At 72.0% G+C, this 24627-nt stretch carries 22 protein-coding genes; 9 read left to right on the plus strand and 13 right to left on the minus strand.

Going from position 1 to position 24627, the window contains the following annotated elements; all coding sequences use genetic code 11:
• Positions 1 to 98 precede the first annotated feature (98 nt).
• From ACUP6Y_RS05395 to ACUP6Y_RS05405, 3 genes are read left to right on the plus strand one after another with little or no spacing between them, the layout of a single operon-like run.
• Positions 99 to 1190 carry a substrate-binding domain-containing protein gene (locus ACUP6Y_RS05395; protein WP_462554623.1) on the plus strand — a complete coding sequence of 364 codons (1092 nt, stop codon included), beginning with the start codon at positions 99 to 101 and terminating at the stop codon, positions 1188 to 1190.
• The gene (locus ACUP6Y_RS05400) at positions 1190 to 2011 is read left to right on the plus strand and encodes an ATP-binding cassette domain-containing protein (RefSeq protein ID WP_462554624.1); all 822 of its coding nucleotides are present in this window, start codon (positions 1190 to 1192) and stop codon (positions 2009 to 2011) included. Before ACUP6Y_RS05395 ends, ACUP6Y_RS05400 begins: the two co-directional genes overlap by 1 nt.
• A complete protein-coding gene (locus tag ACUP6Y_RS05405) occupies positions 2008 to 3261 on the plus strand; it encodes a sugar ABC transporter permease (RefSeq protein WP_462554625.1) in 1254 nt (417 codons plus the stop codon). The genes ACUP6Y_RS05400 and ACUP6Y_RS05405 overlap by 4 nt, the downstream gene beginning before the upstream one ends.
• On the opposite strand, the gene ACUP6Y_RS05410 is transcribed toward ACUP6Y_RS05405, so the two are convergent.
• The 5 genes from ACUP6Y_RS05410 to ACUP6Y_RS05430 all read right to left on the minus strand — a co-directional run bounded on the left by ACUP6Y_RS05410 (position 3258) and on the right by ACUP6Y_RS05430 (position 11756).
• Entirely contained in the window at positions 3258 to 5843 is a 2586-nt protein-coding gene (locus ACUP6Y_RS05410; RefSeq protein WP_462554626.1) for a bifunctional FO biosynthesis protein CofGH, read from the minus strand. The genes ACUP6Y_RS05405 and ACUP6Y_RS05410 overlap by 4 nt on opposite strands.
• Positions 5844 to 5917: 74 nt before the next feature.
• Positions 5918 to 7141 carry a hypothetical protein gene (locus ACUP6Y_RS05415; RefSeq protein WP_462554627.1) on the minus strand — a complete coding sequence of 408 codons (1224 nt, stop codon included), beginning with the start codon at positions 7139 to 7141 and terminating at the stop codon, positions 5918 to 5920.
• A 74-nt stretch (positions 7142 to 7215) separates the two neighbouring features.
• The gene (locus ACUP6Y_RS05420; RefSeq protein ID WP_462554628.1) at positions 7216 to 9372 is read right to left on the minus strand and encodes an MMPL family transporter; all 2157 of its coding nucleotides are present in this window, start codon (positions 9370 to 9372) and stop codon (positions 7216 to 7218) included.
• 189 nt (positions 9373 to 9561) lie between these two features.
• The gene (locus tag ACUP6Y_RS05425) at positions 9562 to 10710 is read right to left on the minus strand and encodes an acyl-CoA dehydrogenase family protein (RefSeq protein ID WP_462554629.1); all 1149 of its coding nucleotides are present in this window, start codon (positions 10708 to 10710) and stop codon (positions 9562 to 9564) included.
• Positions 10710 to 11756, minus strand: coding sequence for an LLM class F420-dependent oxidoreductase (locus ACUP6Y_RS05430; RefSeq protein WP_462554630.1), 1047 nt, complete (start codon positions 11754 to 11756; stop codon positions 10710 to 10712). The genes ACUP6Y_RS05425 and ACUP6Y_RS05430 overlap by 1 nt, the downstream gene beginning before the upstream one ends.
• Before the next feature lie 152 nt (positions 11757 to 11908).
• Between ACUP6Y_RS05430 and npdG the strand changes: the two genes are divergently transcribed.
• Positions 11909 to 12613: an NADPH-dependent F420 reductase gene (gene npdG, locus ACUP6Y_RS05435; RefSeq protein WP_462554631.1), complete on the plus strand. Its 705-nt coding sequence runs from the start codon at positions 11909 to 11911 to the stop codon at positions 12611 to 12613.
• Positions 12614 to 12626: 13 nt separating this feature from the next.
• Here the strand turns inward: npdG and ACUP6Y_RS05440 are convergent, their stop codons facing one another.
• From ACUP6Y_RS05440 to ACUP6Y_RS05450, 3 genes are read right to left on the minus strand one after another with little or no spacing between them, the layout of a single operon-like run.
• Positions 12627 to 13169 (minus strand): YbaK/EbsC family protein, encoded by a 543-nt coding sequence (locus tag ACUP6Y_RS05440; protein WP_462554632.1) that lies wholly within the window; start codon positions 13167 to 13169, stop codon positions 12627 to 12629.
• Positions 13166 to 13483 carry a hypothetical protein gene (locus ACUP6Y_RS05445; RefSeq protein ID WP_462554633.1) on the minus strand — a complete coding sequence of 106 codons (318 nt, stop codon included), beginning with the start codon at positions 13481 to 13483 and terminating at the stop codon, positions 13166 to 13168. Before ACUP6Y_RS05445 ends, ACUP6Y_RS05440 begins: the two co-directional genes overlap by 4 nt.
• Complete coding sequence (locus tag ACUP6Y_RS05450; protein ID WP_462554634.1) at positions 13480 to 14646, minus strand: PspC domain-containing protein; 1167 nt, start codon at positions 14644 to 14646, stop codon at positions 13480 to 13482. Before ACUP6Y_RS05450 ends, ACUP6Y_RS05445 begins: the two co-directional genes overlap by 4 nt.
• 144 nt (positions 14647 to 14790) lie before the next feature.
• On the opposite strand from ACUP6Y_RS05450, the gene ACUP6Y_RS05455 reads away from it, so the two are divergent.
• Genes ACUP6Y_RS05455 through pcrA form a run of 5 tightly spaced genes read left to right on the plus strand, consistent with a single transcriptional unit; the run spans position 14791 to position 20503 of the window.
• A complete protein-coding gene (locus ACUP6Y_RS05455) occupies positions 14791 to 16104 on the plus strand; it encodes an ATP-binding protein (RefSeq protein ID WP_462554635.1) in 1314 nt (437 codons plus the stop codon).
• Positions 16097 to 16756: a LuxR C-terminal-related transcriptional regulator gene (locus ACUP6Y_RS05460; RefSeq protein WP_462554636.1), complete on the plus strand. Its 660-nt coding sequence runs from the start codon at positions 16097 to 16099 to the stop codon at positions 16754 to 16756. The genes ACUP6Y_RS05455 and ACUP6Y_RS05460 overlap by 8 nt, the downstream gene beginning before the upstream one ends.
• Complete coding sequence (locus ACUP6Y_RS05465; protein ID WP_462554637.1) at positions 16729 to 17619, plus strand: M15 family metallopeptidase; 891 nt, start codon at positions 16729 to 16731, stop codon at positions 17617 to 17619. Before ACUP6Y_RS05460 ends, ACUP6Y_RS05465 begins: the two co-directional genes overlap by 28 nt.
• Positions 17620 to 17650: 31 nt before the next feature.
• A complete protein-coding gene (locus ACUP6Y_RS05470) occupies positions 17651 to 18010 on the plus strand; it encodes a hypothetical protein (RefSeq protein WP_462554638.1) in 360 nt (119 codons plus the stop codon).
• Positions 18011 to 18055: 45 nt separating this feature from the next.
• Entirely contained in the window at positions 18056 to 20503 is a 2448-nt protein-coding gene (pcrA, locus tag ACUP6Y_RS05475) for a DNA helicase PcrA (protein WP_462554639.1), read from the plus strand.
• Here the strand turns inward: pcrA and ACUP6Y_RS05480 are convergent.
• The 5 genes from ACUP6Y_RS05480 to ACUP6Y_RS05500 form a co-directional block, all read right to left on the minus strand.
• Positions 20500 to 21456, minus strand: a complete 957-nt coding sequence (locus ACUP6Y_RS05480; protein ID WP_462554640.1) for a hypothetical protein — start codon at positions 21454 to 21456, stop codon at positions 20500 to 20502. The genes pcrA and ACUP6Y_RS05480 overlap by 4 nt on opposite strands.
• Positions 21456 to 21986: a hypothetical protein gene (locus ACUP6Y_RS05485; protein ID WP_462554641.1), complete on the minus strand. Its 531-nt coding sequence runs from the start codon at positions 21984 to 21986 to the stop codon at positions 21456 to 21458. Before ACUP6Y_RS05485 ends, ACUP6Y_RS05480 begins: the two co-directional genes overlap by 1 nt.
• Positions 21983 to 22876, minus strand: a complete 894-nt coding sequence (locus tag ACUP6Y_RS05490; RefSeq protein WP_462554642.1) for a hypothetical protein — start codon at positions 22874 to 22876, stop codon at positions 21983 to 21985. Before ACUP6Y_RS05490 ends, ACUP6Y_RS05485 begins: the two co-directional genes overlap by 4 nt.
• Positions 22873 to 23208, minus strand: coding sequence for a hypothetical protein (locus ACUP6Y_RS05495; protein WP_462554643.1), 336 nt, complete (start codon positions 23206 to 23208; stop codon positions 22873 to 22875). Before ACUP6Y_RS05495 ends, ACUP6Y_RS05490 begins: the two co-directional genes overlap by 4 nt.
• Positions 23209 to 23370: 162 nt before the next feature.
• The gene (locus ACUP6Y_RS05500) at positions 23371 to 24522 is read right to left on the minus strand and encodes a M23 family metallopeptidase (protein ID WP_462554644.1); all 1152 of its coding nucleotides are present in this window, start codon (positions 24520 to 24522) and stop codon (positions 23371 to 23373) included.
• Positions 24523 to 24627: the final 105 nt, after the last annotated feature.

Genomic DNA, 24627 nt, shown 5'->3' on the forward strand with positions numbered 1-24627 from the left:
CTGGCGACAGTTTCGACGAAGTTTGTGTTCATGTCTTGACGTCTACGACGTGACGCACAACACTCGAACCACTGCTCAACGTCCGATCGAGGAGAGCCATGTCCACATCAGCTCGTCGTGTCGCCGCCGCCGGTGCGGCCCTGTTCCTCGGTGCCGTCGCGCTCAGCGCGTGCGGTGCCAACGACGCCGAGAAGGGCGGCAGCGACGGTGGCAGCGCAGGCACCATCGCGCTGCTCCTGCCGGAGTCCAAGACCACCCGCTACGAGGCCCACGACCGCCCGATCTTCGAGGCGAAGGTCAAGGACCTGTGCAGCGACTGCAAGGTCCTCTACTACAACGCCGACCAGGACGAGGCCAAGCAGGCCCAGCAGATGACGACCGCGCTCGACCAGGGCGCCGACGTCGTCGTCCTCGACCCGGTCAACGGCGAGGGCGCCACCGGCATGGTCGACGAGGCCCAGGGCCAAGACGTCCCGGTCATCGCCTACGACCGGTTCATCGAGAACGCCGACTACTACATGTCCTTCGACAACGAGACGGTCGGCAAGATGCAGGCCCAGGCGCTGGTCGACGCGATGGGCGACAAGGGCGACATCCTGATGCTCAACGGCGCCCCGAGCGACCCGAACGCCGCGCAGTTCAAGGCCGGCGCCCACAGCGTGCTCGACGGCAGCGGCGTGACGATCCTCGCCGAGTACGACAACCCGGACTGGAGCCCGGAGAACGCCCAGCAGTGGACCTCCGACCAGCTCAACAAGTACGACCCGGCCTCGATCGGGGGCGTGTACGCCGCCAACGACGGTCAGGCCGGTGGCGTGGTCGCCGCGCTGACCGACCACATCGCGGCCGACAAGCTGCCGCCGATCACCGGCCAGGACGCCGAGGTCGCCGCGATCCAGCGGATCTTGGCGGGCGAGCAGACGATGACGATCTACAAGCCGATCAAGATCGAGGCCGAGACCGCCGCCGAGGTCGCCGTCCTGCTCGCGCACGGCGACGACGTCCCGGACACCACCGACACCGGCATCACGAAGTCGGAGTACAAGAGCGTGCCGTCGTACATCTTCACGCCGATCGTGGTCACCAAGGACAACGTGGCCGACACCGTCATCGCCGACGGCTTCTACGAGGCCTCGGAGATCTGCACCGGCGAGTACGCACAGGCCTGCACGGAGGCCGGCGTCTCCTGATGTCGGTCATCGAGAACGAGGTCGCGGTCAGGGGCACGGGCGAGGTCGTCTTGTCCCTGACCGGGATCAACAAGAGGTTCGGCGCCGTCCAGGCGCTCACCGACGTCGGCCTGAGCGTCCGGGCCGGCGAGGTGGTCGCCCTGGTCGGCGACAACGGCGCGGGCAAGTCGACCCTGGTGAAGACCATCGCGGGCGTCTACCAGCCCGACGGCGGCGTCATCGAGTTCGCCGGCTCGCCGGTCACGGTCGCCGGTCCCGCGGGTGCCCAGCAGCTCGGCATCGCGACGGTCTTCCAGGACCTCGCGCTGTGCGACAACCTCGACGTCGTCGCCAACCTGTTCCTCGGCAAGGAGCACCATCTCGGCCCCGTCATCAACGAGGTCACCATGGAGCGGGAGGCGTGGCGGCTGCTGCGCAGCCTGTCCGCCAAGATCCCGTCGGTGCGGATCCCGGTCGCCGGCCTGTCCGGCGGCCAGCGGCAGACCGTCGCCATCGCCCGCTCCCTGGTCGGCGACCCGAAGGTGGTCATGCTCGACGAGCCGACCGCCGCGCTGGGCGTGGCCCAGACCGCGGAGGTGCTCAACCTGGTCGAGCGGCTGCGCGAGCAGGGCCTCGCGGTGATCATGGTCAGCCACAACATGGCCGACGTGCAGGCGGTGTCCGACCGGATCGTGGTCCTGCGCCTGGGGCGCAACGCCGCGGAGTTCCACACCGAGGAGGCGACCACCGACCAGCTGGTCGCCGCCATCACCGGCGCGTCCGACAACGTCGTGGCCCAGCGCGCCGCCCGCCGCGCCGGCCACCCCGAGGAGGAGCAGTGACCGACCAGCGCACCGTCCAGCCCCCACCCGCCGTCGACGCCGCCGACGAGCGGCTCGTCCGGGTCGTCTCGCCGGGCGACTACCTGCGCCAGCTCGGCGGCCGCCTGCGCGGCGGCGACCTCGGCATGCTGCCGGTCGTCCTCGGCCTGGTCGCGATCTGCGTGTTCTTCTACAGCCAGGAGCCCACCTTCCTGTCCTCGCGCAGCCTGGTCACGATGACCCTGTACGCCGCCCCGCTCGGTGTGATCGCGCTCGGCATCGTGCTCGTGCTGCTGCTCGGCGAGATCGACCTCAGCGTCGGCACCGTCTCCGGCTTCACCTCCGCGACCACCGCCGTCATGTTCGTCAGCCACGGGCAGTCGCTCGCGCTGTCGATCCTCGCGGCGATCGCGCTCGGCGCCCTCATCGGGGCCGGGTACGCCGTGCTCTTCGTCTGGATCGGCGTCCCCAGCTTCGTGTTCACGCTGGCCGGCCTGCTCGCCTTCGAGGGCGCGCTGTACTGGGTGCTCGGCGACCAGGGCACCATCAACCTGCCTCGTGACTCCGGGCTGCCCGTCTTCACCCGGCAGAAGTTCCTCACCGACGCGCAGGGCTACGCCCTCGTGGCGATCGTGGTCGCCGTCTACGTCGGCTCGCGGCTGTGGACCATCCGCCAGCGGCGCGCCGCCGGCCTCACCCCGCCCAACCTGCTCGGCGTGATCGTCAAGGGCGCCGCGCTGGCGGTCGGCCTCGGCTGGCTGACCTACTACCTCGGCATCGACCGCGGCTGGGGCTATCTGCCGGTGCTCTTCGCGGGCCTGGTCGTGCTCATGGACCTGCTGCTGCGGCGTACCCGCTGGGGGCGCTACGTCTACGCCGTCGGCGGCAACGAGGAGGCCGCCCGCCGGGCCGGCATCCGGGTGGGCCTGGTCTACGGCTCGGTGTTCGTGCTCTGCTCCACCTTCGCGGCCCTCGGCGGCGTGTTGGTGGCGGGCCAGCTCACGACGGTCTCGCAGTCCAGCGGTACGACGGACACCAACCTCACCGCGATCGCCGCCGCCGTCATCGGCGGCACCAGCCTCTTCGGCGGCCGCGGGTCGGCGTACTCCGCCCTGCTCGGCATCTTGGTGCTGCAGGCGATCCGCACCGGCCTCAACCTGATGAACGTCGACTCCGACGTCCGCCTGATCGTGACCGGCGCGGTGCTGCTGCTCGCGGTCGCGATCGACTCGGTCGCCCGCCGGGCCCGCTCCAGCAGCGGCAGAGGCTAGACCCGCACGGGGGGCTCACCGTAGAGCGTGGTGCGTTCGCGTACCGGCCGGTCGATGCCGTTGCCGATCTGGGTGAGCTCGGCGACGGTCTTGGCGGAGCCGTGCTCGGAGCCGGCCATGCGGGAGATGGTCTCCTCCATGAGGGTGCCGCCGAGGTCGTTGGCGCCGGCGTTGAGCATCGCTTGGGTGCCGGTGGTGCCGAGCTTGACCCAGGAGGTCTGGATGTTGTCGATCCTGCCGTGGAGCAGGATCCGGGCCATGGCGTGGACGGCGAGGTTGTCGCGCAGGGTGGGTCCGGGGCGGGCGACGCCGGCGAGGTAGATCGGCGCGCTGGTGTGGACGAAGGGGAGGGGCACGAACTCGGTGAACCCGCTCGACCCGTTCTCTCGGGCGGTGTCTTGGACCGACTTGAGGACGTTCAGGTGGCCGACCCAGTGGCGGGGGTTGTCGACGTGGCCGTACATCATCGTCGAGGTGGTGGGCAGGCCGATGCGGTGGGCGGTGGAGACGATCTCGACCCAGGTCCGGGCGGGCAGCTTGCCCTTGGTCAGGACCCAGCGGACCTCGTCGTCCAGGATCTCCGCGGCGGTGCCGGGCAGGGACCCGAGGCCGGCCTCGCGGGCCTTGATCAAGAAGTCCTCGACCGACAGGCCGGTGCGGGCGGTGCCGTTGACGACCTCCATCGGGCTGAACGCATGGACGTGCATGTCGGGGACGCGTTGCTTGACCGCGGCGGCGATGTCGAAGTACGCCGAGGCGGGCAGCTCGGGGTCGATGCCGCCCTGCATGCAGACCTCGGTCGCGCCCAGCTCCCAGGCCTCGGCGGCGCGGTCGGCGACCTCGGCGTAGGACAGGGAGTAGGCGTCCGCGTCACTCTTGCGTTGCGCGAACGCGCAGAACCGGCACCCGACGTAGCAGACGTTGGTGAAGTTGATGTTCCGGTTGACCACGTAGGTGACCGTGTCGCCCACGGTCTCGCGGCGCAGGTCGTCGGCCAGTCGGACCACCTGGCGCAGCAGGTCGCCCTCGGCGGTCATCAGCGTCAGCGCGTGCTCGTCGGACAGGTTGCCGGGATCGGCTTCCGCGGCCGCCATCGCCTCGCGGCCCTCGGCGTGCAGCACCGCGGGCGCGCCGTCGATCAGTCCGGTGATCGCGGCTGCCTCGCCGACCGCGGCCCAGTCGCCGTACACGGAGCCGAAGTCCGAGCGCCGGTCCTCGGTCCTGCCGTCGGTGTCGACAGCCGCATGCAGGTCGGTCCGGCCCCAACTGTTGCCGGCCGACTCGAAGCCGCCGTCGGGCTCCTGCCAGGGCAGCCCGGTGGGCCGGACCTCCGGGATCGCCAGACCCGGCATGGGGCCGTCGAGGTCCGCGAGCGCGGCGACGTGGGCGTGCAGGCGGGGGTCGATCCAGGCCTGACCGTCGCGCAGCGAGCCGACGACGTACTCGGGGTGGACCGTGAGCCGCGCCCGGAGCTCGAACCCGCAGGACGTGGTGATCGAGCGGAGCCGCTCCAGCGAGGGCCAGGGCCGCTCGGGGTTGACGTGGTCGGGGGTCAGCGGCGACACGCCGCCCCAGTCGTCGACACCGGCATCGAGCAGCGCCCGGCACTCGGCCAGATCAACGAGGTTGGGGGGTGCCTGGATCCGAGCCTTGGGACCGAGTACGAGCCGGGTGAGCGCGATCGCGGCCCGGTACGCGGCCAGGTCGAGGTCGTCGACATGACGCATCGCGGTGTCGGGCTTGGCCCGGAAGTTCTGGACGATGACTTCCTGGACCGACCCGTAGGCCCGCGAGACCTGCCGGAGCGCGAAGATCGTCTCGGCCCGCTCGCTCAGCGTCTCGCCGATCCCGACCAGCACACCGGTGGTGAACGGGATCGAGTGCCGTCCCGCGTCCTCGAGGACCCGGAGCCGGACCTCGGGGTCCTTGTCCGGCGAGCCGAAGTGCGCCAGCCCCTTGGTCGAGTAGAGCCGCGACGAGGTGGTCTCGAGCATCATCCCCATCGACGGGGAGACCGCCTTGAGCCGGTTCAGCTCCTCCCAGCTCATGACACCCGGGTTGAGATGGGGCAACAGCCCGGTCTCCTCCAGCACCCGGATCGCCATCGCCCGGACGTAGGCCAGCGTCGAGTCGTAGCCCTGCTCATCGAGCCAGGCCTGCGCCTCGGGCCAGCGGTCCTCGGGCCGATCACCCAACGTGAACAACGCCTCCAGACAGCCCAGCTCGGCGCCCTGACGGGCGATGTCGAGGATCTCGTCCGGCGACAGATACGGCGCCCGCCCCTCCCGAGCCGCCTGGGCCGGGGTCTCCACGAACGTGCAGTAATGACACCGGTCACGACACAACCGGGTGACCGGGATGAACACCTTCGGGGAATAGGTCACCACCCCCCGCCCATCGACAACACGCCCGGCCGCGACCAGGCCCGCGTCGCGGACCTTCGCGGCCGCGGCACACAGCCGGTCGAGCTCCTCACCGGTCGCGGCGAGCAAAGCGGACGTCTCCGCGAGGTCGAGCGCGGCACCACGCTCGGCACGCGCGAGCGCCCGGCGGATCTGCTGGGGGGTGGGACCATCCGTCATGACCCACTCAGGCTACCGGGCATCCCTGCGGATGGTTCGGGTGGTCGCGGGTCGGACCGTCGTACGGCCGCCGGTCAGTTCGGGATCTTCGCCGTCAGCCTGCCGACCCGGGCGACGAAGCTGCCGTGGTACGAGCCGGGGAAGCTCCAGGTCACCACGCTGCCGCGCCCGCCCGGTGCCGCGGTGACGGTGTTGGTGCAGCCGCCGCTGACCGACATGCAGCTGCCGCCGTTGCTGGTGAAGGTCGCGGTCACGGGGGCGAGGTCGCGGAACCCGGCGTAGTGGAGGCGGAAGGCGTAGCAGCCGGGCTCGGCGGTGCAACCGGTCTGGCGCTTCCACCAGATCCGCCGTGGCTTGGCCTTGCCGCAGAGCTCCTGCTCGGCGTGTGCCGTCGAGCCCCACGGGTAGGTCGTCACCGCCTGCGCCTGCACACAGGCCCGTGCGCCGCCCTCCTCGGTGTCGACCTTGGCCGACGTGCCGTCGAGGGGCGTCCAGGCCCCGGGCCCGCCGGTGCTGATGACGACGTCGCCCTCGGGGACGGCGAAGGTGAACTCCACCGCGCGGTACGCCGGACGGGCCGTCGCCTGCGGAGCCGGCGGTGTCTCCAGATAGCACTCGTCGAGCGCCGCGACCGCCGTCGCGGCGTCCACCTCGACGGTCTCCTTGTCGTCGGCGATGGTGAGGGTGCGCGCGAACCAGGCGCTCATCGTCGAGACGCCGACGTCGTCGAGACAGTCGGTGTCCGCGAGGTCCCACTCGGCGCCGACCTGCTTCGCCCAGTCGCCGGTGCAGTCGAGCAGGCTCGCGTAGTAGGCGGTGGCGTCCGTGGCCCGCCACTCGCCCCGGTAGGCCCAGCCGTCACCCGTGCGCTCGACCAGCCCGCGCTGCTCCAGCCCGCCCGAGCGGTGCTCGTGGACCAGGTCGTCGACCGCGCACTCGACATCGGCCGCGCCCGCCCACGCGGGCCGCTCGACACCGTCGACGATCGCCTCGGCGGCGTCCTTGTCGGCGGCACTGAGCGGGCCGATCCCGAACCGCCCGGTCGCGTACAGCCAGCCGGTCACGCCCAGAGCGACCACCAGGACCAGCGCGAGGACCCCCGCGATCACCAGGCCGACCCGGCTCCTGCGTGGCGGGGGCGGGCCGAAGCCGCCGTGCCCGGGGTAGGGGCCGTACGGCGGCGGGGGCGGGCCCGCCGGCGGTGGGGTCCACTGCGGCGGCAGGGCGGTGGGTGCCTGGGCGGGTGGGATCGAGGTCGGTGGTCCGACCGGCCGGCCCGGTGTCGTCTCGTCGCCCATGTGGCAGGTCCCTTGCTCCCACGGGCCGCCCGTTCGGCCCGTGGGAGCATCGTAGGCAATCGCGTCGACGAGGCTCAGACGCGCGTGGTCAGCCGGCCCGGATCGGCGGCCTCGGACTCGACCGCGGGCATGCCGTCGTCGAGCCTGCTCGGCCACCAGATCCTGCCGCCGAGGTCGAGGTTGAGGGCGGTGACCAGGACGGACCGGACGATCATGGTGTCGAGGAGGACGCCGAGCGCGACCGCCGTACCGAGCTCGACCAGGAACACCATCGGCAAGGTGGCCAGCGCCAGGAAGGTCGCGGCGAGCACCAGGCCGGCCGAGGTGATCACGCCACCGGTCGAGGAGAGCGCGATCAGCGAGCCCTTGCGGGTGCCGTGGTTGATCGACTCCTCGCGGACCCGGGTCATCAAGAAGATGTTGTAGTCGATGCCGAGGGCGACGAGGAAGACGAAGGCGAACAGCGGGAAGCCGGGGTCCGCGCCCTCGAACCCGAAGACGTACTCGAAGATCAGCGCCGACAGGCCGAGGGCCGCGCCGAACGACAGCACCACGGTGCCGAGCAGGATCAGCGGAGCGACCAGGGCCCGCAGCAGTCCGATCAGGATCAGCAGGACGACGACCAGCACGATCGGGATGATCAGCCTGTTGTCGTGGTCGGACGCGGTCTTCGTGTCGAGGTAGAAGCCCGCCGAGCCGCCGACCAGCGCATCGGCCCCCGGTACGGCGTGGGCCCGGTCGCGCGCCGCCTGCAGGATGTCCCACGCGGGCTGCGAGGCCATGTCCTCCGTGAGCGCGTACTCGAACCAGGACCGGCCGTTGCCGAGGTCGCTGACCGCGCCGGCGGTGCCGAGCCCGTCGACCTTCTCGACGGCCGCCCGGACCGCGTCGACCCGGTCGGTCGCGGTGACCACCTGGACCGTGTTCGAGCTGTCGGCGAGGCCGTGGTCGGACATCAGCCTCATCGCGGTGATCGACGCGAAGTCGTCGGTGACCGACTCCTCGCTGGTCAGCCCGCCGGCGTCGAGCCGGAACAGGCCGAGGCAGATCACGCCGAGGCCGAGGGCGGTGCCGATCCACACCCGGCGCGGGCTGCGGCCGATCCGCTCGCCGATCCGCGCCCAGAAGCCGTGGGAGGTGGGCTCGTCGGAGCCGAAGGCCGGCCGCTTGGGCCAGAACACCCAGCGCCCCAGGATCACCAGCAGGGCCGGCAACAGGGTCACCATGACCAGCACGGTCACGGCGACGCCGACGGCGAGCACCGGGCCCAGGCTGGCGGTGGAGTTGAGGTCGGCGAAGGACAGGCAGAGCAGGCCGATCACGACGGTCGCGGCGCTGGCCAGCACCGCCGGGGCGGCTCGGTGCAGGGCCACGGCCATCGCCTCGTGCCGGTCGTCGTGGCGACGCAGCTCCTCGCGGTAGCGGGCGACCAGGAGCAGCGCGTAGTCGGTGCCGGCGCCGATCACCAGGATGCTGAGGATGTACTGGCTCTGGTCGTTGACGACCAGGTCGGCGTACTTCGCGAGCAGGTAGACCACGCCGCCCGCCATCACGTTGGCCACGACCGCGCTGATGATCGGCAGCAGCCACAGCACGGGGCTGCGGTAGGTGAAGATCAAGATCACGATCACCACGAGCAGGGTGATCATCAGCAGGTTCATGTGGGAGCCCTCGAAGGACTCGGCGAAGTCGGCCGCCTGGCCGCCGTACCCGCCGACATAGACGTCGACGCCGTCGATCGCGGTGAGGTCGCGGATGTCGTGGACCGGGTCGGGTACGGCGTTCCAGCCGCCCTTGCCGAAGTTGAAGACGAAGTAGGTGTAGGCGACCTCGCCGTCCTGGGACACGAGGTCGGGGACGGGCGCGCCCTGGGCGCGGGCGGCGGCCGCGGCGTTGGGCGTCAGCACGCCCTGGTCGGTCTGCACACCCTCGACGGCAGTGATCTGCTTCGCCTGGTCGTCCATGGCCGCGAAGTCGGCGTCGGTGAGGCCGCCCTTGCGGTGGTAGACGACCAGGGTCGGGATGTCGTTGGGGTCGACGTCGCGTGAGAGCTCGTCGGCGACCTTGGTGGACTCCGCGGAGCCGGGGAGCCAGGAGGAGGACTCGTTGTTCTTCACGTCGGCGAGCTTGCTGCCGAGGAACCCGAGACCGGCTACGGCGACGATCGTGAGCACGAGCACGATCCACTTGGTGACGGGGCCGGTCAGCCGGCCGGCGATCTGACGGTGCATGGCGCTCACACTTCTCCACGGGGCGGGGACATCGACATCGGGGATTCCTCCGGACCGACCCTGAGATCGCCCCTGACTCATCGCGGGGCCGGGAACTCTTTGCCTACCGAGGATTCTGTGCCGCTCACCAGACACCCGACGACCCCGAAATGTGACATTCCGGGGTCGTCGTGCGCCGTGTGTGGTGGGTCAGAGGCCGAGGAAGCGCCCGATGATCTCCTTCTGGATCTCGGTCGTGCCGCCGTAGATCGTCTGGATCCGGGTGTCGGCGTACGCCTTGGCGATGGGGTACTCGAGCATGTAGCCGTAGCCGCCGTGCATCTGCAGGCCCTGGTCGACGATCTTCTTCTGCAGCTCGGTGGTCCACCACTTCGCCATCGACGCCAGCGCGGTGTCGACCTTGCCCTCATTGAGCAGCTCGACGCAGTGGTTGACGAAGGTGCGGGCGACGTAGGCCTCGGTCGCCATCTCGGCCAGCACGAAGCGGGTGTTCTGGAACGTGCCGATCGGCTTGCCGAAGGCCTCGCGGCTCTTGACGTAGTCGAGGGTCAGGTCGAGGACGTGCTCGATCGCCGCGATCGCGATGGTGGCGATCGAGACCCGCTCCTGGGGCAGGTTCTGCATCAGGTAGACGAAGCCCTGGCCCTCCTCGCCGAGCAGGTTGGCCTTCGGCACCCCGACGTCGTCGAAGCTCAGCTCCGCGGTGTCCTGCGCCTTGAGCCCGAGCTTGTCGAGGTTGCGGCCGCGGGTGAAGCCCGCCATGCCCTCCTCGACGACGAGCAGGCTGATGCCGTGGGCGCCGGCGTCCGGGTTGGTCCGGGCGACCACGATCACCAGGTCGGAGTGGATGCCGTTGGTGATGAAGGTCTTCGAGCCGTTGAGGACGTAGTGATCGCCTTTGTCGACGGCGGTGGTGCGGATGCCCTGCAGGTCGGAGCCCGCGCCCGGCTCGGTCATCGCGATGGCGGTGACGAGGTCGCCGGAGACCGTGCCGGGCAGCCAGCGCGCCTTCTGCTCGTCGTCGGCCAGGGCCACCAGGTAGGGCACCGTGATGTCGTTGTGCAGCGCGAAGCCGAGGCCGCTGGCGTGCGCGCGGGCGATCTCCTCGGTCAGCACCATGTGGTAGCGGAAGTCCTTGATCCCCGGGCCGTCGTACTCCTCGGGGACCTCGAAGCCGAGCAGGCCCGCCTGGCCGGCCTTGCGCCAGACCTCGCGGTCGATGAGGCCGTCCTTCTCCCACTGCTCGTGGTGAGGCACGACCTCGCGCTCGAGGAAGGTGCGCGCGGTCGTGCGGAAGTCCTCGTGCTCGGTCTCGTAGATGCTGGGACGCTCGGGCATCAGCTCACCCACTCCTTCATTCGTGCGATGGTGCCGGCGGCCGCGGCGCTGTCGGGCGACGCCGGCGAGACGGACAGGTTGGTCACGCCGGACTCCCGGAAGGCGGCGATCCGCTCCCGGACGTACGACGCCGGGCCGACCAGGTTGCCGGCCTCGAGCCACTCGAGGGGGACGAGTGCCTCGGCCTCCTTCTTCTTGCCGTCCAGGTAGAGGTCCTGGATCTCCTTGGCCTCCTTCTCGAAGCCGTACTCACAGGCCAGCTGGTTGTAGAAGTTCTTGTCGCGCGCGCCCATGCCGCCGACGTACAGGGCGTAGAGGGGGCGCATGAAGTCGAGCAGCGCCTTGGTCTCGGGGCCCTCGCCGATGGCGACCATGCCGCCGGCGGAGATCTCGAGCGGCTTCAGGTCGGCGGAGCGCTTGGCGGCGCCGCGCGCGAGGGGCTCGCCCCAGACCTCCGCGGCCTTCTCGGGGTAGTAGAGGAAGGGCAGCCAGCCGTCCGCGACCTCGGCGGTCATGGCGACGTTCCTGTCGCCGAGCGCCGCGACCCAGATCGGCAGGTCGGCGCGCTCGGGGCGGTTGAGCAGCTTGAGGGGCTTGCCCAGGCCGAGGCCCTGGCCCTCGGGGAGCGGGACCTGGATCGTCTTGCCCTGGTAGTCGAGGCGCTCGCCGCGCAGGCCGGCCCGGAGCACCTCGATCACCTCGCGGGTGCGGGTCAGCGGGCGGTCGTAGGCCAGGCCGTGGAAGCCCTCGATGACCTGGGGTCCGGAGGCGCCGAGGCCGATCACGGCGCGGCCGCCGGAGACGTTGTCGAGGCCGGCCGCGGTCTGCAGCAGGGCGCCCGGGGTGCGGGAGTAGACGTTGAGGATGCCGGCGCCGATCTCGACGGTCTCGGTCTTCGCGGCGAGGTAGCCCATCAGCGTGGGCGCGTCGAATCCGTACGGCTCGGCGACCCAGATGGTGTCGAGTCCGGCCTTCTCCAAGGCGACGACCTGGTCGGCCGACTCGCGCGGGTTCCCCGCGTAGACGAGGGGCATCGACAGCTTCATGACAGTCCCTTCCGGCCTCTCGGCCACGGTGACGGGTTGCCGGTGATGCGTCACCGACAGCGCAACTGTGACAGTAACGCTGTCACAATGTCCATGGCTGCCGAGGGTGAGACGGGCCGCCGTCGCCCGTCGTCCCCGTGATAGGAGGAAGCGTGACTTCTTCAGACACCTCCACTCGTTACACCGTCGCCGTGATCGGCGGCACCGGCCCCCAGGGCAAGGGCCTGGGCTACCGCTTCGCCCGCCACGGCCACGACATCGTCCTCGGCTCCCGCGCCGCGGAGAAGGCCGAGGCCGTCGCCGAGGAGGTGACCTCCCGGCTGGCCGACGTCGCCGGCGCCGGCACCGCCCGCGGCGCCGCCAACGCCGATGCCGTCGCCGCCGCCGACGTCGTGCTCCTCGCGGTGCCGTACGACGGCCACGACGAGCTGGTCGCCTCCCTGGCGGAGGGCGGCGCGCTCGACGGCAAGACCGTGATCTCCTGCGTCAACCCGCTCGCCTTCGACAAGCGCGGCGCCCACGGCCGGGTCATCAACGGCGGTGAGGGCTCGGCCGCCGAGTCCGCCGCCGAGCTGGTCCCCGGCGCCACCGTGGTCGGCGCCTTCCACAACGTCGCCGCCCCCGCCCTGTGGGGCGAGGACGAGTTCCTCGACGAGGACGTGATCGTCGTCGGCGACTCCGCCGAGGGCAAGCAGGTCGCCATCGACCTGGCCGCCTCCGTCACCGGACGTCCCGGCGTCGACGGCGGCAAGCTCCGCCTGGCCCGCGTCCTCGAGCCGTTCACCGCCGTGCTGATCTCGATCAACCGGAAGTACAAGACCCACTCGGGCATCCGGGTCACCGGGCTCGACCACTGAGGCCGAGCCGACACTAGCGGGCCAGCCCCTCGACGACCTCGGCCCCGGGGGCCTGTGCGAACAGGTCCCCGGGCACGAGCAGCTTGGAGCGGCGCAGCCCGGAGCCGATCACCGCCAGCTCCATCTCGGGCACCCGGGCGTCGACGAGCAGCCGCCAGCCGGCGGGCAGCCCGACGGGCGTGATGCCGCCGTACTCCATCCCGGACTCGGCCACCGCCCGCTCCAGCGGCAGGAACGACGGCTTGCGGACGTCGAGCAGGCGCTTGACGGTGTGGTTCACGTCGGCCCTCGTGTCGGCGCGGACCAGGCACGCGGCGACCCGCTCCTCGCCCTCCCGTTTGCCGGCGACCAGCACGCAGTTCGCGCCGGTCGTCATCGGCAGGTCGTACGCCGCGCTCATCGCGGCCGTGTCGGCATGCTCGGGGTCGATCTCCACGACCGCGATCCGCTCGGCGCCCGGCCACGCGGCCAGGGCTGCGGCGACCGGGGGAGCGACCAGGTCGGGGTGCTCGAGGGCGACGAGGGAGGCCAGTGCGGCCAGCCGGGGGAGGGTCACTGCCAGCCCCGCATCCGGTGGCCGTCCCAGCCCTGCTGTCCCTGGTCGTGACGGGGCCCGCGGAGCACGGAGGCGATCAGCCCGGCCGCTCCGGCGGCGAGCCAGGGCAGGCCCATGATCCAGCCGGCCCGCTCGATCCGCACCGTGTCGGTGATCGCCAGCGCCCACACGATCACCAGGCCGGTGAACGCGACGCCCATCACCAGGTGGCCGGTGTTGACCCGGTGCCATCCGGTACGACGCTCGCCGGCGGTGGGTCGCTCCTCACGGGGGAGCTCGGTGGTCTGCTCGTCGTGGCTCATGTCGTCGTTCATGCTGCGCTCCGGAACTCGATCTGGCCGAGGTCGAGGTCGGCGTTGATGGTCAGGGTGGGGTCGCCGGCGACGGTGCCGTTGTCGCCGCTGAGGTCGTCGCTGGTCCTCTTGCCGAAGATGGCGACCTCGCCCGCGTCGATGGTGCCACGCGCCTCGACGTTGAGGCCGTCCTTCGGGACGATCACCAGAATGTGGCCGACGCCGAGCTCGAGGTCGAGGGTCCGCCCGTCGAGCTGGTCGAGGTCACGCACCTCGCTGAGGTCGATCCGAAGCTCGCCGACGCCGAGGTCGTAGGAGCTCTTCAGGTCCGATGCCTGCTGCAGGACCGGTCGCTCCTGCCCGACCTCGAGGCTGTCGGCGACCGCGGTCGCCCCGGTCGCGCCGGCGGCGAGCAGCCCGACCAGGATCAGGCCGCCGGCCCGGCCGTAGAACGCGCCGACCAGCAGCATCAGGCCGGTGACGCCCAGCACCGTCGCCGGGTACGCCGACGGGGTGATGTCGACGCCCGCGAGCTGCAGCGTGGCCAGGGTGCCGAGGCCGAGGGCGGCCAGGCCGAGGGTGAACGGGAACAGCAGCGGTCCGCGCTTGCGCGGGCCGACCGGGCGGCGGTACGCCGGCGGCGGGGTCCGGTAGGCCGAGTAGGTCGCCCCGGTCGTCGGCGCCCCCGGCTCCGGCGGGGGAGGCGGGGCCGGGGTGCCGCGCAGCCACGGGTGCGTCGGGCCGCCCGGCTTGACGGCGTTCTTGCCGGCGAGGACCAGGATCAGGATCAGCCCGATCGCCAGCGGCGGCCAGGGGAAGCCGGGGCCGCCGACGGTGTCGCCGATGACCGAGGCGACGGCGATCACGCCACCGATGATCAGCGCTGCCGTGCGGATGCCCTCGTCGACGCGGATCACCGCGTCCTCGGTGCCCTCCTCGGGCACGAAGACCCAGCACACGGCGTACAGGATCAGGCCGCCGCCGCCGAAGAAGGTCAGGACCGCGAACGCGATGCGCACCAGCAGCGGGTCGATGTCGAGGTGCCGCGCGATGCCGGCCGCCACGCCGGCGACCTTGCGGTCGTCACGGCTGCGGCGGAGCCGGGCGAGGTCGCGGACCTCGTCGCGGGTCACCCGAGGACCCTCGCGGTGCGGCTCGTTCTCGGCGTCGGTCGGTGCGCTCATGTCGTCCAGCATGCTGTCACGACGGCGTGCGGACCATCGGGGACCGCCCTGATCCGCACCGGTCCCCTCCGGGGCGGCGTCAGGGTCGGGTCAGGGTGCTTCCCCCTGCTGGCGCGGGTTCGGCTGTGTGACGATGGGAGCACCATGACGACCACCGCGCCCCTGCCCGCACCGCCCGCGCCGCCTCGCGACGTACGGCGGGCCTGGCGCGACCTGCGCGAGCCGATGATCGGCGGCGTCGCGTCCGGTCTCGCCGTCCACCTGGGCGTCTCGGTGCTGATGGTGCGGGCCGGGTTCGTGATCGCGACGGTGGTCGGCGGCTCCGGCGTCATGGCGTACGCCGCCCTGTGGATCCTGCTGCCCGCCGGCCCGCCCCCGGAGTACCTCGCGCCGGGCCTCGCCAGCGCGTCGCGCGACGGCCGGCGCCCCGGCCGCCGCGGTCGCCGGCTCTCCGACGTCGGTCCGGTGATCACCCTGGCCGTCCTCGGCATCGGCGCGGTGTTCACCATCGAGGCCCTGCTCGGCACCGGTTGGTGGATCTGGCCGCTCGGCATCGCGGTCGTCGGGGTCGCGCTGCTGTGGCGCCAGGCCGACGAGGCGCAGCGGGAGCGTTGGCTCGACGCCACCGGCAAGGTCGATCCGGTCCGGCTGGTGCTCGGCGGTGGCGGTTGGGCCGCGTGGGCCCGGATCGGTGCCGGCGTGGTCCTCGTCGTCGTGGCGCTCGCGCTGTTCACCCTGCGCGACGGCTCGCTGAGCGTCGCCGGCGACGCGATGCTCGCGATCCTGCTCGCCTTCTTCGGCGTGGGGATCGTGCTGGGGCCGTTCGTCTACCGGCTGATGTCCGACCTCACCGACGAGCGGGCCGAGCGGGTCCGCACCCAGGAGCGCGCCGACGTCGCCGCCCACCTCCACGACTCGGTGCTGCAGACCCTCGCCCTGATCCAGAAGAACCCCGCCGACGCGGCCCGGCTCGCCCGCGCCCAGGAGCGCGACCTGCGTGCCTGGCTGTACGCCGGGGAGTCGCTCGACGAGGCCACCGTCGCCAGCGCCCTGCGCGCGGCCGCCGCCGAGATCGAGGACGCCTACGGCATCACCGTCGACGTGGTCGCCGTCGGCGACTGCGACTACGACGAGTCGGCTCGCCCGATCGTCCAGGCCGCCCGCGAGGCGACCACCAACGCCGCCAAGCACGCCGGCGTCGCCCGCATCGACGTGTACGCCGAGATCACCCCCGCCGGCATCGACGTCTTCGTCCGCGACCGCGGCGCCGGCTTCGACCCGGAGGCGACCCCGGAGGACCGTCTCGGCGTGCGGCGCAGCATCATCGACCGCATGGAGCGCCACGGCGGCCGGGCCGAGATCCGGTCCGCGCCCGGCGAGGGCACCGAGGTGCGCTTGCATGTCGGGTTCACGCGTGGCCCGGAGCCCAACAGAGTCGAGGAGAGCAAGCATGGGTGAGCTGGTGCGCGTGGTCGTCGTCGACGACCACGCCATGTTCCGTCGCGGCGTCAGCGCCGAGCTGGGCGCCACCGGCGCCGGCCGGGTCGAGGTCGTGGCCGAGGCCGCCGACGTCGACGAGGCCGTCGCCGCCGTCGTCGCGCACCGGCCCGACGTCGTGCTGCTCGACGTGCATCTCCCGGGCGGCGGCGGGGTCGAGGTGATCCGCCGGGTCAAGGACGGCGAGGTCCGGTTCCTCGCCCTGTCCGTCTCCGACGCTGCCGAGGACGTCATCGGCACCGTCCGCGGCGGCGCCCGCGGGTATGTCACCAAGACCATCACCGGCCCCGAGCTGGTCGACGCGATCACCCGGGTCGCCGAGGGCGACGCGGTGTTCTCGCCCCGGCTCGCGGGCTTCGTGCTCGACGCCTTCGCCGGCGCCGGGCTCTCCGCCGACCTGGCCAGCGTCGACGAGGACCTCGACCGGCTCACCGAGCGGGAGCGCGAGGTGATGCGGCTGATCGCCCGCGGCTACTCCTACAAGGAGGTCGCCAAGGAGCTGTTCATCTCGATCAAGACGGTCGAGACCCACATGTCGTCGGTGCTGCGCAAGCTCCAGCTCTCCTCGCGCCACGAGCTGACCCGGTGGGCCTCGGACCGCCGGCTGCTGTGAGGCGGGCCGCCGCCCTCGTCGCGGTGGCCCTGCTCCTGGCCGGGTGCTCCGACTCCTCGTCGCCCGTGACGCGCCCGACTCCCGCCCCCGCGCCGACGACCTCGAGCGCCACGCCGAGCGCCACGCCGAGCAGCGCGGCGCCGAGCAGCGGCCCGGCGTACTCCGACTGGGAGCTGGGGGTGCATGTCCTGCCCCGGACCGCCCAGGGGTTCGGCGAGATCCGGGCGACCCCGAAGGCGCTGCGGGTCCGCCGCTACCCGACCACCGACCTGCTGCCGCCGCCCGCCGACGGCGGGTTCCACGCCGGCGTCGGCCCGGTCACCGACGCGATCCGCGAGCGGATGGGGGAGACCTGGTCGCCGGCCTGCCCGGTCGCGCTGGCCGACCTCGCCTATGTCACCGTGACCTTCCGCGGCTTCGACGGCCTGGCCCACACCGGCGAGCTGGTGCTGGCAGCGGCGCAGGCCGAGGACGTCGTGTCGGTCTTCCGGGCGCTGTTCGCGGCCGACTATCCGATCGAGGAGATGCGGCTCCCGACGACCGCCGACCTCGAGGCCCCACCCACCGGCGACGGCAACGACACCGCCGCCCTGGTCTGCCGGGCCGCGCGCGGCCAGACGTCCTGGTCGGCCCACGCGTACGGTCTCGCGATCGACGTGAACCCCTTCCTCAACCCCTACACCAAGGGCGACGTGGTGCTCCCGGAGCGGGCCTCGGCGTACCTCGACCGGAGCCGGACCCAGCCCGGGATCATCCACGCCGGCGATCTGATCGTGCGGGAGTTCAAGCGGATCGGCTGGTCCTGGGGCGGCTCGTGGAGCTCCCTGAAGGACTACCAGCACTTCACGGCGACCGGTCGCTGAGACCGGGCCCGCGGCTGGATAGGGTGCGGGCATGGAGACCCTGCGCCTGATCCTGCTCATCCTCCACATCCTCGGCTTCGCGGCCCTGATCGGCGGGCTGCTGGCGCAGGCCGGCCCCGGCGACAAGAGGGTCACCGGCGTGATGCGCGACGGTGTCGGCACCGCGTTCCTCGCCGGCCTGCTCCTCGTCGGCGTCCTCGAGGGCGGCGACGACCCGGTCAACCACGCCAAGGTCGGCGTCAAGCTCGCCATCGGCCTGGTGCTGCTGGTGCTGGTGATGGCCAACATGCGCAAGGCCAAGATCCCCAACGGCCTGTGGGCCGGCCTGCTCGTCCTCGCCGTCGCCGAGGTCTGCATCGCCGTGCTCTGGTCGCCCGTGCACAGCAGCTGATCCGGCACCCGTACCGTCGGAGGGGAGCCGTAGGCTGGCCGGAGCATGATCGACTCCGCGACGCCCCCGGCCCTGACCGCAGAAGCCCTCCTCGAGGGGCTCAACGAACCGCAGCGTGCGGCCGTCAAGCACGAAGGCTCACCGCTGCTCGTCGTCGCGGGCGCGGGCTCGGGCAAGACCCGGGTGCTGACCCGCCGGATCGCGTGGACGATCGCGGTCCGCAAGGCCCACCCCGGCTCGATCCTCGCGATCACCTTCACCAACAAGGCCGCCGCCGAGATGAAGGAGCGGGTGGCCGAGCTGATCGGCAACCGTGCCCGGATCATGTGGGTGAGCACGTTCCACTCGGCCTGTGTGCGGATCTTGCGCAAGGAGGTCGAGCACCTCGGCTACGAGCGGGTGAGGTCGAACTTCTCGATCTACGACACCGCGGACCAGAAGCGGCTGATCCAGCTGGTCTGCAGCGACCTCGAGCTCGACCCGCGCCGCTACCAGCCGGGCCCGGTGCTGCACTGGATCAGCAACCAGAAGAACGAGCTGCGCGAGCCCGACGAGGTCGCGGCGGAGGCCAAGAACTCGATCGACGAGACGTTCGCCGCGGCGTACGCCGCCTACCAGCGTCGGCTGCGCGAGGCGAACGCCATGGACTTCGACGACCTGATCATGGAGACGGTGCGGCTGTTCCAGCTCAAGGCGGAGATCCGTGAGACCTACCGGCGCCGGTTCCGCCACCTCCTGGTCGACGAGTACCAGGACACCAACCACGCGCAGTACGCCCTCATCCACCAGCTCTGCGGCCAGGACCTCGAGGAGCACGACCCGACCACCCTCGACGGGCTGCCCGCCCACCGGGTGCCGCCGTCGGAGCTGATGGTCGTCGGCGACGCGGACCAGTCGATCTACGCCTTCCGGGGCGCCGACATCCGCAACATCATGGACTTCGAGAAGGACTTCCCCGACGCCACGACCGTCCTGCTGGAGCAGAACTACCGCTCCACGCAGACCATCCTGACCGCCGCCAACGCGGTCATCGAGCGCAACGAGGGCCGCAAGCCCAAGCGGCTGTGGTCGGATGCGGGCGACGGCGAGAAGATCGTCGGGTACGTCGCCGACGACGAGCACGACGAGGCCCGGTTCGTCTCCGGCGAGATCGACAAGCTCACCGACGACCAGCAGCTCGGCCTGCGGCCCTCCGACGTCGCGGTGTTCTACCGCACCAACGCGCAGTCGCGGGTGTTCGAGGAGATCTTCGTCCGCACCGGCCTGCCGTACAAGGTCGTCGGCGGCACCCGCTTCTACGACCGCAAGGAGATCCGCGACGCGCTGGCCTACCTGCGGGTGCTGGTCAACCCCGACGACCAGGTCTCGCTGCGCCGCATCGTCAACACCCCGCGCCGCGGCATCGGCCAGCGCGCCGAGGCCGCCGTCGCCGCCTTCGCCGAGCGGGAGCGGATCACCTACTGGGAGGCGCTCCAGCGCGCCGCCGAGGCGCCGGGTCTGGCCACCCGCAGCCAGACCAGCATCGAGTCCTTCGTGAAGCTGCTGGCCGAGCTGCAGCAGATGGTGGAGGCCCGCGAGCGGCCCGACGTGATCCTCGAGACCGTGCTCGACCGCTCCGGCTACCTGGTCAGCCTGGAGAGCTCCGACGACATGCAGGACGAGACCCGGCTGGAGTACCTCGCCGAGCTGGTCGCCGTGGCCCGCGAGTTCGCCGAGGACCCGGTCGCCGGTCCCTCCGCCGACCCCTCCGACGTCGACGCCGGGATCCTCGAGCCGGGCCTGGCCGACTTCCTCGAGCGGGTGGCGCTGGTCGCCGACGCCGACCAGATCCCCGACGCCCCCGCCGATGACCCCGACGCGCCCGAGGACCAGGGCGTCGTCACCCTGATGACGCTCCACACCGCCAAGGGCCTGGAGTTCCCCGTCGTCTTCCTGACCGGCATGGAGGACGGCGTCTTCCCCCACTCCCGGGCCCTCGGCGACCGGCCCGAGCTGGAGGAGGAGCGCCGCCTGGCGTACGTCGGCATCACCCGCGCCCGCCAGCGCCTCTACGTCTCGCGGGCCATGGTCCGCTCGGCCTGGGGCGCGCCGGCCATGAACCCGGCATCCCGCTTCCTCGGTGAGCTCCCCATCGACCTGGTCGACTGGCGCCGCACCGAGGCCGACCAGACCCGCTGGACCCGGCCGTCGTACGACTCCGGTCGGTCGGGCGGCGCCGACGACTACGCCGGCAACCGCTTCGGTCAGCCCACCGCCGCCGGGCGCCGCAACTTCAGCTCGGCCGCCGCGCGGGCCGACGCCGCAGCCAAGGCCAAGCCGGCGCGCCCGATCCCGGTCCTGGCGCCCGGCGACAAGGTCACCCACGACTCCTTCGGCCTCGGCACGGTCGTGACCGTCGAAGGCGCCGCCGAGAAGTCGGTCGCCTCGATCGACTTCGGCTCCGAGGGCGTCAAGCGGCTGCTGCTGCGCTACGCCCCGGTCGAGAAGCTCTAGGGCAGCGGCACGCTCGTCGTCCAGGTCACCGCGGCGGTGTCCGGGCCGGCGCCGTCGGCCTTGGTGCCCTCGACCGTGCGCGCCACCTGGATCCCGGTGGCCGGTCCCTCGGCCACGACGCGCGCGACGAGGGTGGTCAGCCGGGCGTCGACGACCTCGCTCGTGGACGCCGGGGTGCCGGTGAGCGTGGAGGCGTCGGCGATGGCCGAGGTGGTGTAGCGCGACCCGCGGCGGGTGAACTCGTCGACCCGGGTCTCGACCTGGGCGACGGTCCAGCCCTGGTCCGACCAGCCCCGACCGGGCAGGTACGGCACGGTGGCCGCCGTCCAGGTACACGCCACGCGCGCCGTGCCGCCCGCGACGTCGCCGCCCCCGCACTCGCCCGAGGACGGCTCGGCCGGGTCGGCGAAGGCGGTGGCGAGCTCGCCGTCGACCTCGCCGGTGCCGGTGTCGACCCGGGCGGCGACGCCGCCGAAGTCGACGGTGAGCACCGGATCGGCGCCGGTGGGCAGGGCGACATGGACGATGCCCGCGGTGCGGGCGTCGGCGGGGGTGCTCGTCGTGGAGGCGACGTCGCCGAGGGGGTAGGTCTCGTCGGCGACGGAGAGGGCGAGGGTGGTGCGCGGTCCGTCGTCGTCGGCCATCAGGGTGCGCTCGAATGCCGGCAACCCGGCCCCGGGCTCGAAGCGCCAGTCGACGGCGACCCACGCACCGCCGTCGGGCGCCGGGTGGCGGTGGCCGTCGGCCGCCTGCTCGTCGCCGATCTCGTCGGCGGGCTTGCCGAGGGTGATCGTGACCTGCCCCGAGGGCAGCTGGACGACGTACGCCTCGCCGGTGAGCTCGCCGGTGCGGCCCTGCACGAGGTCGCCGATCTCGGCGTCCTGCTCGGACCCGGTGCAGCCGCCCAGGACCAGGACCGCGGCCGTGAGCGCGACCAGGGTGGTGCGCCGCATCAGGCCCAGCGCTCGCGCTTGTACTCGGCGAGCACCTGCAGCCAGCCGGCCACCATGTCGTTGGCCGCCACGGTCAGCGCCGCCCCGAGCCCCTCGCCGCCGAGACGGGCGGCGGTGCCGGGCTGGAGACGTACGGCGAAGTGGCGCATGCCGATCGACGACACCTCCACGTCCCCGCCGGCGGCCACACCGGTGACGTGGGCCTGCTCGGTCGAGTCCTCCAGCTGGTCGCGCATCCGGCGCAGGGTCACCGGGTCGGGCTGCAGGTGGACCTCCATCAGCCGGTAGTACTCGCGGGTCCGGGCGACGAACAGCGCTCGCGCCAGGCGCTCCAGGGCCCGCTCCAGCTCGGCGTCGGGCTGGAGCGTGGCGGCCTCGGCCACGACGACCCGGACCTGATACCAGCCGGTCAGCTCGGCGTACAGCCGGCCCTGGTCGGCGTCGGCGGAGACCCGCATCTGGTCGACGGCCTTGCCGAAGGGGCTGATGTGCCCCTCGGTCTGCGGCAGGTACTGCAGGTTCCCGGTCATCCGTCGTAGCCTCCCAGACCCCCGGGGCCCTGGGCGAAGCCGGTGGGCTTGAACTTGAAGCGGGGGTACTCGTCCCCGGCGAACTGGGTCCGGTCGATGTCCGTGTTGACCGCCGCCGCGAAGTCCCGCAGGCCGTCGCGGATCTCCTGCTGTCGGGTGCTGACGTGCTCCTCGACCTTGCCGACGGCCTTGTAGAAGTCGTCCATGATGTCTTCGGGGCTGTCGCCGCTGAAGTCCAGGCTGGTGGCGGCGGCGCCGGTGCTGGCCGCACCCGAGGCGACCGCGATGGTGATCGCGACGCCGGCGGCGGTGCCGGTGCCGGCGGTGAGGACGGTGACCGCCACGGTGCCGACCGCGGCGAGCACGGTCAGCGCGAACGTGCCGGCGGCGCTCCCGCGCCCGTCGGCGGCCTCGAGGGCAGAGAGCGTCTTGTTGCCGATGTCGAGGATCGACTCCTTCGCCGACCCGTAGAGCTCCTTTTGGGCCTCGACGGCCGCGGCGAGCACCGAGATGCCGGTGAAGTTGGAGTCGGCGACGTAGGGCAGCTGCGCGTAGTAGTTGTCGTTGAAGTCGTCGGCGGAGTCACCCGTCCAGTCCAGGACGTCGGGGATGATCCGGGCCATGTTGGCGAACGCCTGGTTGGGCGTGACCACGCCGGTCCCGAGGACGTCGGAGCTGCCCTGCCCCGGCACGGCCACGCTGTTGAGCGCGGTCGACAGGTCGGTGCGGGTGCCCTCCAGCTTGGTGACCGGCAGGTCGTCGTAGTGGCTGAACGACGGGCCGATGTCGGCGTACGAGCCGCCGATGGTGACATACCCCGGCGGTGTGCCCTCGATCAGCTCCGAGGCCTTGGCGCCGACCTGGCAGCCGATGTCGTAGCACGAGGTCATTCGAGTGTCCCTCCCGCGGCCAGGTACGCCGCCTTGATCGCCTCGTCGGTCTTGGCGAAGTCGCGCGCTGTGGTCACCAGCGCCGCCGACACGTCGTCGAGCACGCTCCCCGAGCGCTGGGTCGACGAGGTCATCGCCTCGATGAGCGAGTCGAACGACGTCTGCGGACAGTTCGCGGAGAACGGGCCGTCGTCGACGAACATCCCGCTCGTCGTGATGCCCGACAGTGCCGTGCTGGCGCCGCTGAAGGCGTCGGCGATGGCCGGCAGCTCGGTGAGCCCCGCCTTCTCCAGCTCCTCCAGGCTCGCGCCCATTTCCTGCTTCGTGCCCACGTGGCCCCCTTGTCGACTTCGCTGGCGACGACCTACCCGGTGGCCAACCGACGAAACAAGGCCGGCCGCTCAGGAGAGGACGCGGGGCCGAGTCGCGCAGCGAGCGGGGAGGAAGAAACGGCGCCGAAGGCGGCGCGACATGCGAGCGGAGCGAGCCAGAAGCTACGGCGTGACGCCGTGCTGCCGCAGCGCCGCGTCCGGGTCCACCGGGTCGCCGCCGCCGGGGCGGACCTCGAGGTGGAGGTGGGGGCCGGTGACGTGGCCGGTGCTGCCGACGTACCCGATGACCTCGCCGGCACGGACGGTGTCGCCGGCGGAGACGTTGAAGGAGGTCTGGTGGCAGAACCAGAGCTCGGTGCCGTCGTCGAGGGTGACCACGGTCTTGTTGCCGTAGGCGCCGTCGAACTGGGCGGAGGTGACCGTGCCGTTGGCGACGGCGCGGATCGGGGTGCCCGGAGGGGCGGCGAAGTCGAGGCCGGTGTGGTAGCTGGACCACAGGCCGTACTCGCCGAAGGTGGCGGTGAGGCGGTAGCTGTCGAGCGGCAGCACCCACTTGTTGAGCGCGATCTCGGAGGCTTCCTTCTGCGCCTTGGCGGTCAGGTCGCTGAGCGCGGTGGTGCGCTCGGCGGCGGAGCGCTCGGCCGCCTTGACCAGGTCCGAGTCGGCGCCTTGGGCGAGGGCGTCACGGTCGGAGTCGCGGCTCACGGTGGCGGTGCGGTCGCCGACCGTGCCGCTGCCGAAGGAGCCGGTCAGCGCGTTGGGAGAGGTGAGCCGGTCGCCGGCGGAGGCCAGCTGCGGGTCGGCGGAGGTGACGACGCCGCCGACCGCGATCGCGATCGTGGCGACGCCGACGGCGACGGGCAGCGTGGGCAGGGCGCGCAGCGGTCCGGGGCTGCCGGCGCGCTTGACCGCGCGGCGCTTGCCGGCGGGCTGGACGGCCCGCAGCGTGGTCGAGGAGTCGGACAGGGCGTCGGGGAGCGGGATGTCGCGCAGTGCGGGCAGCTCGACGGTCGGCATCCGGTCGAGGGTGCGGACCGGGGCCACGGCCTCGGCGGCCAGGGTGGGCTCGGTGATCGGCTCGAGGACCGGCCTGGCCACGGGTACGGCGGGCGCGATCGTCGCGAGGGGTACGGCGGGCTCGAGCGGGGCGGGGGTGGTGGCCGGCCGGGCGACGCGCTTGCCGACGTACGTCGACGGGGTCTCCTCGACCGCGGCCCGCCGGGCCACGCGCTTGCCGACGTACGAGGAGTCGGAGGGGGAGCCGAGGGGCGATTCCGGGCGCGGCGCGGGGTGCTCCGCTCGGTGGTTACCCATCGACTGCTGACTCCTTGGGGGGACGTTCGTGCAGGCGCGCTTCTCCCCGTGTGCCCGGCTCCTGGCGCCCCGAGTGACGGCCCCAGCCGAGGTGGCCGTCGGGTG

The sequence above is a fragment of the Nocardioides sp. S5-5 genome (assembly GCF_054954065.1).

Excerpts from the sequence above, each read along its gene's own strand:
- ACUP6Y_RS05395 (WP_462554623.1), top strand. The coding sequence starts at position 99 with ATGTCCACATCAGCTCGTCGTGTCGCCGCCGCCGGTGCGGCCCTGTTC.
- ACUP6Y_RS05425 (WP_462554629.1), bottom strand. The coding sequence starts at position 10,710 with ATGCCCGAGCGTCCCAGCATCTACGAGACCGAGCACGAGGACTTCCGC.
- ACUP6Y_RS05410 (WP_462554626.1), bottom strand. The coding sequence starts at position 5,843 with ATGACGGATGGTCCCACCCCCCAGCAGATCCGCCGGGCGCTCGCGCGT.
- ACUP6Y_RS05450 (WP_462554634.1), bottom strand. The coding sequence starts at position 14,646 with ATGAGCGCACCGACCGACGCCGAGAACGAGCCGCACCGCGAGGGTCCT.
- ACUP6Y_RS05445 (WP_462554633.1), bottom strand. The coding sequence starts at position 13,483 with ATGAACGACGACATGAGCCACGACGAGCAGACCACCGAGCTCCCCCGT.
- ACUP6Y_RS05500 (WP_462554644.1), bottom strand. The coding sequence starts at position 24,522 with ATGGGTAACCACCGAGCGGAGCACCCCGCGCCGCGCCCGGAATCGCCC.
- ACUP6Y_RS05415 (WP_462554627.1), bottom strand. The coding sequence starts at position 7,141 with ATGGGCGACGAGACGACACCGGGCCGGCCGGTCGGACCACCGACCTCG.
- ACUP6Y_RS05400 (WP_462554624.1), top strand. The coding sequence starts at position 1,190 with ATGTCGGTCATCGAGAACGAGGTCGCGGTCAGGGGCACGGGCGAGGTC.
- ACUP6Y_RS05430 (WP_462554630.1), bottom strand. The coding sequence starts at position 11,756 with ATGAAGCTGTCGATGCCCCTCGTCTACGCGGGGAACCCGCGCGAGTCG.
- ACUP6Y_RS05420 (WP_462554628.1), bottom strand. The coding sequence starts at position 9,372 with ATGCACCGTCAGATCGCCGGCCGGCTGACCGGCCCCGTCACCAAGTGG.
- ACUP6Y_RS05485 (WP_462554641.1), bottom strand. The coding sequence starts at position 21,986 with ATGACCGGGAACCTGCAGTACCTGCCGCAGACCGAGGGGCACATCAGC.
- ACUP6Y_RS05460 (WP_462554636.1), top strand. The coding sequence starts at position 16,097 with ATGGGTGAGCTGGTGCGCGTGGTCGTCGTCGACGACCACGCCATGTTC.
- ACUP6Y_RS05455 (WP_462554635.1), top strand. The coding sequence starts at position 14,791 with ATGACGACCACCGCGCCCCTGCCCGCACCGCCCGCGCCGCCTCGCGAC.
- ACUP6Y_RS05480 (WP_462554640.1), bottom strand. The coding sequence starts at position 21,456 with ATGCGGCGCACCACCCTGGTCGCGCTCACGGCCGCGGTCCTGGTCCTG.
- pcrA (WP_462554639.1), top strand. The coding sequence starts at position 18,056 with ATGATCGACTCCGCGACGCCCCCGGCCCTGACCGCAGAAGCCCTCCTC.
- ACUP6Y_RS05470 (WP_462554638.1), top strand. The coding sequence starts at position 17,651 with ATGGAGACCCTGCGCCTGATCCTGCTCATCCTCCACATCCTCGGCTTC.
- ACUP6Y_RS05490 (WP_462554642.1), bottom strand. The coding sequence starts at position 22,876 with ATGACCTCGTGCTACGACATCGGCTGCCAGGTCGGCGCCAAGGCCTCG.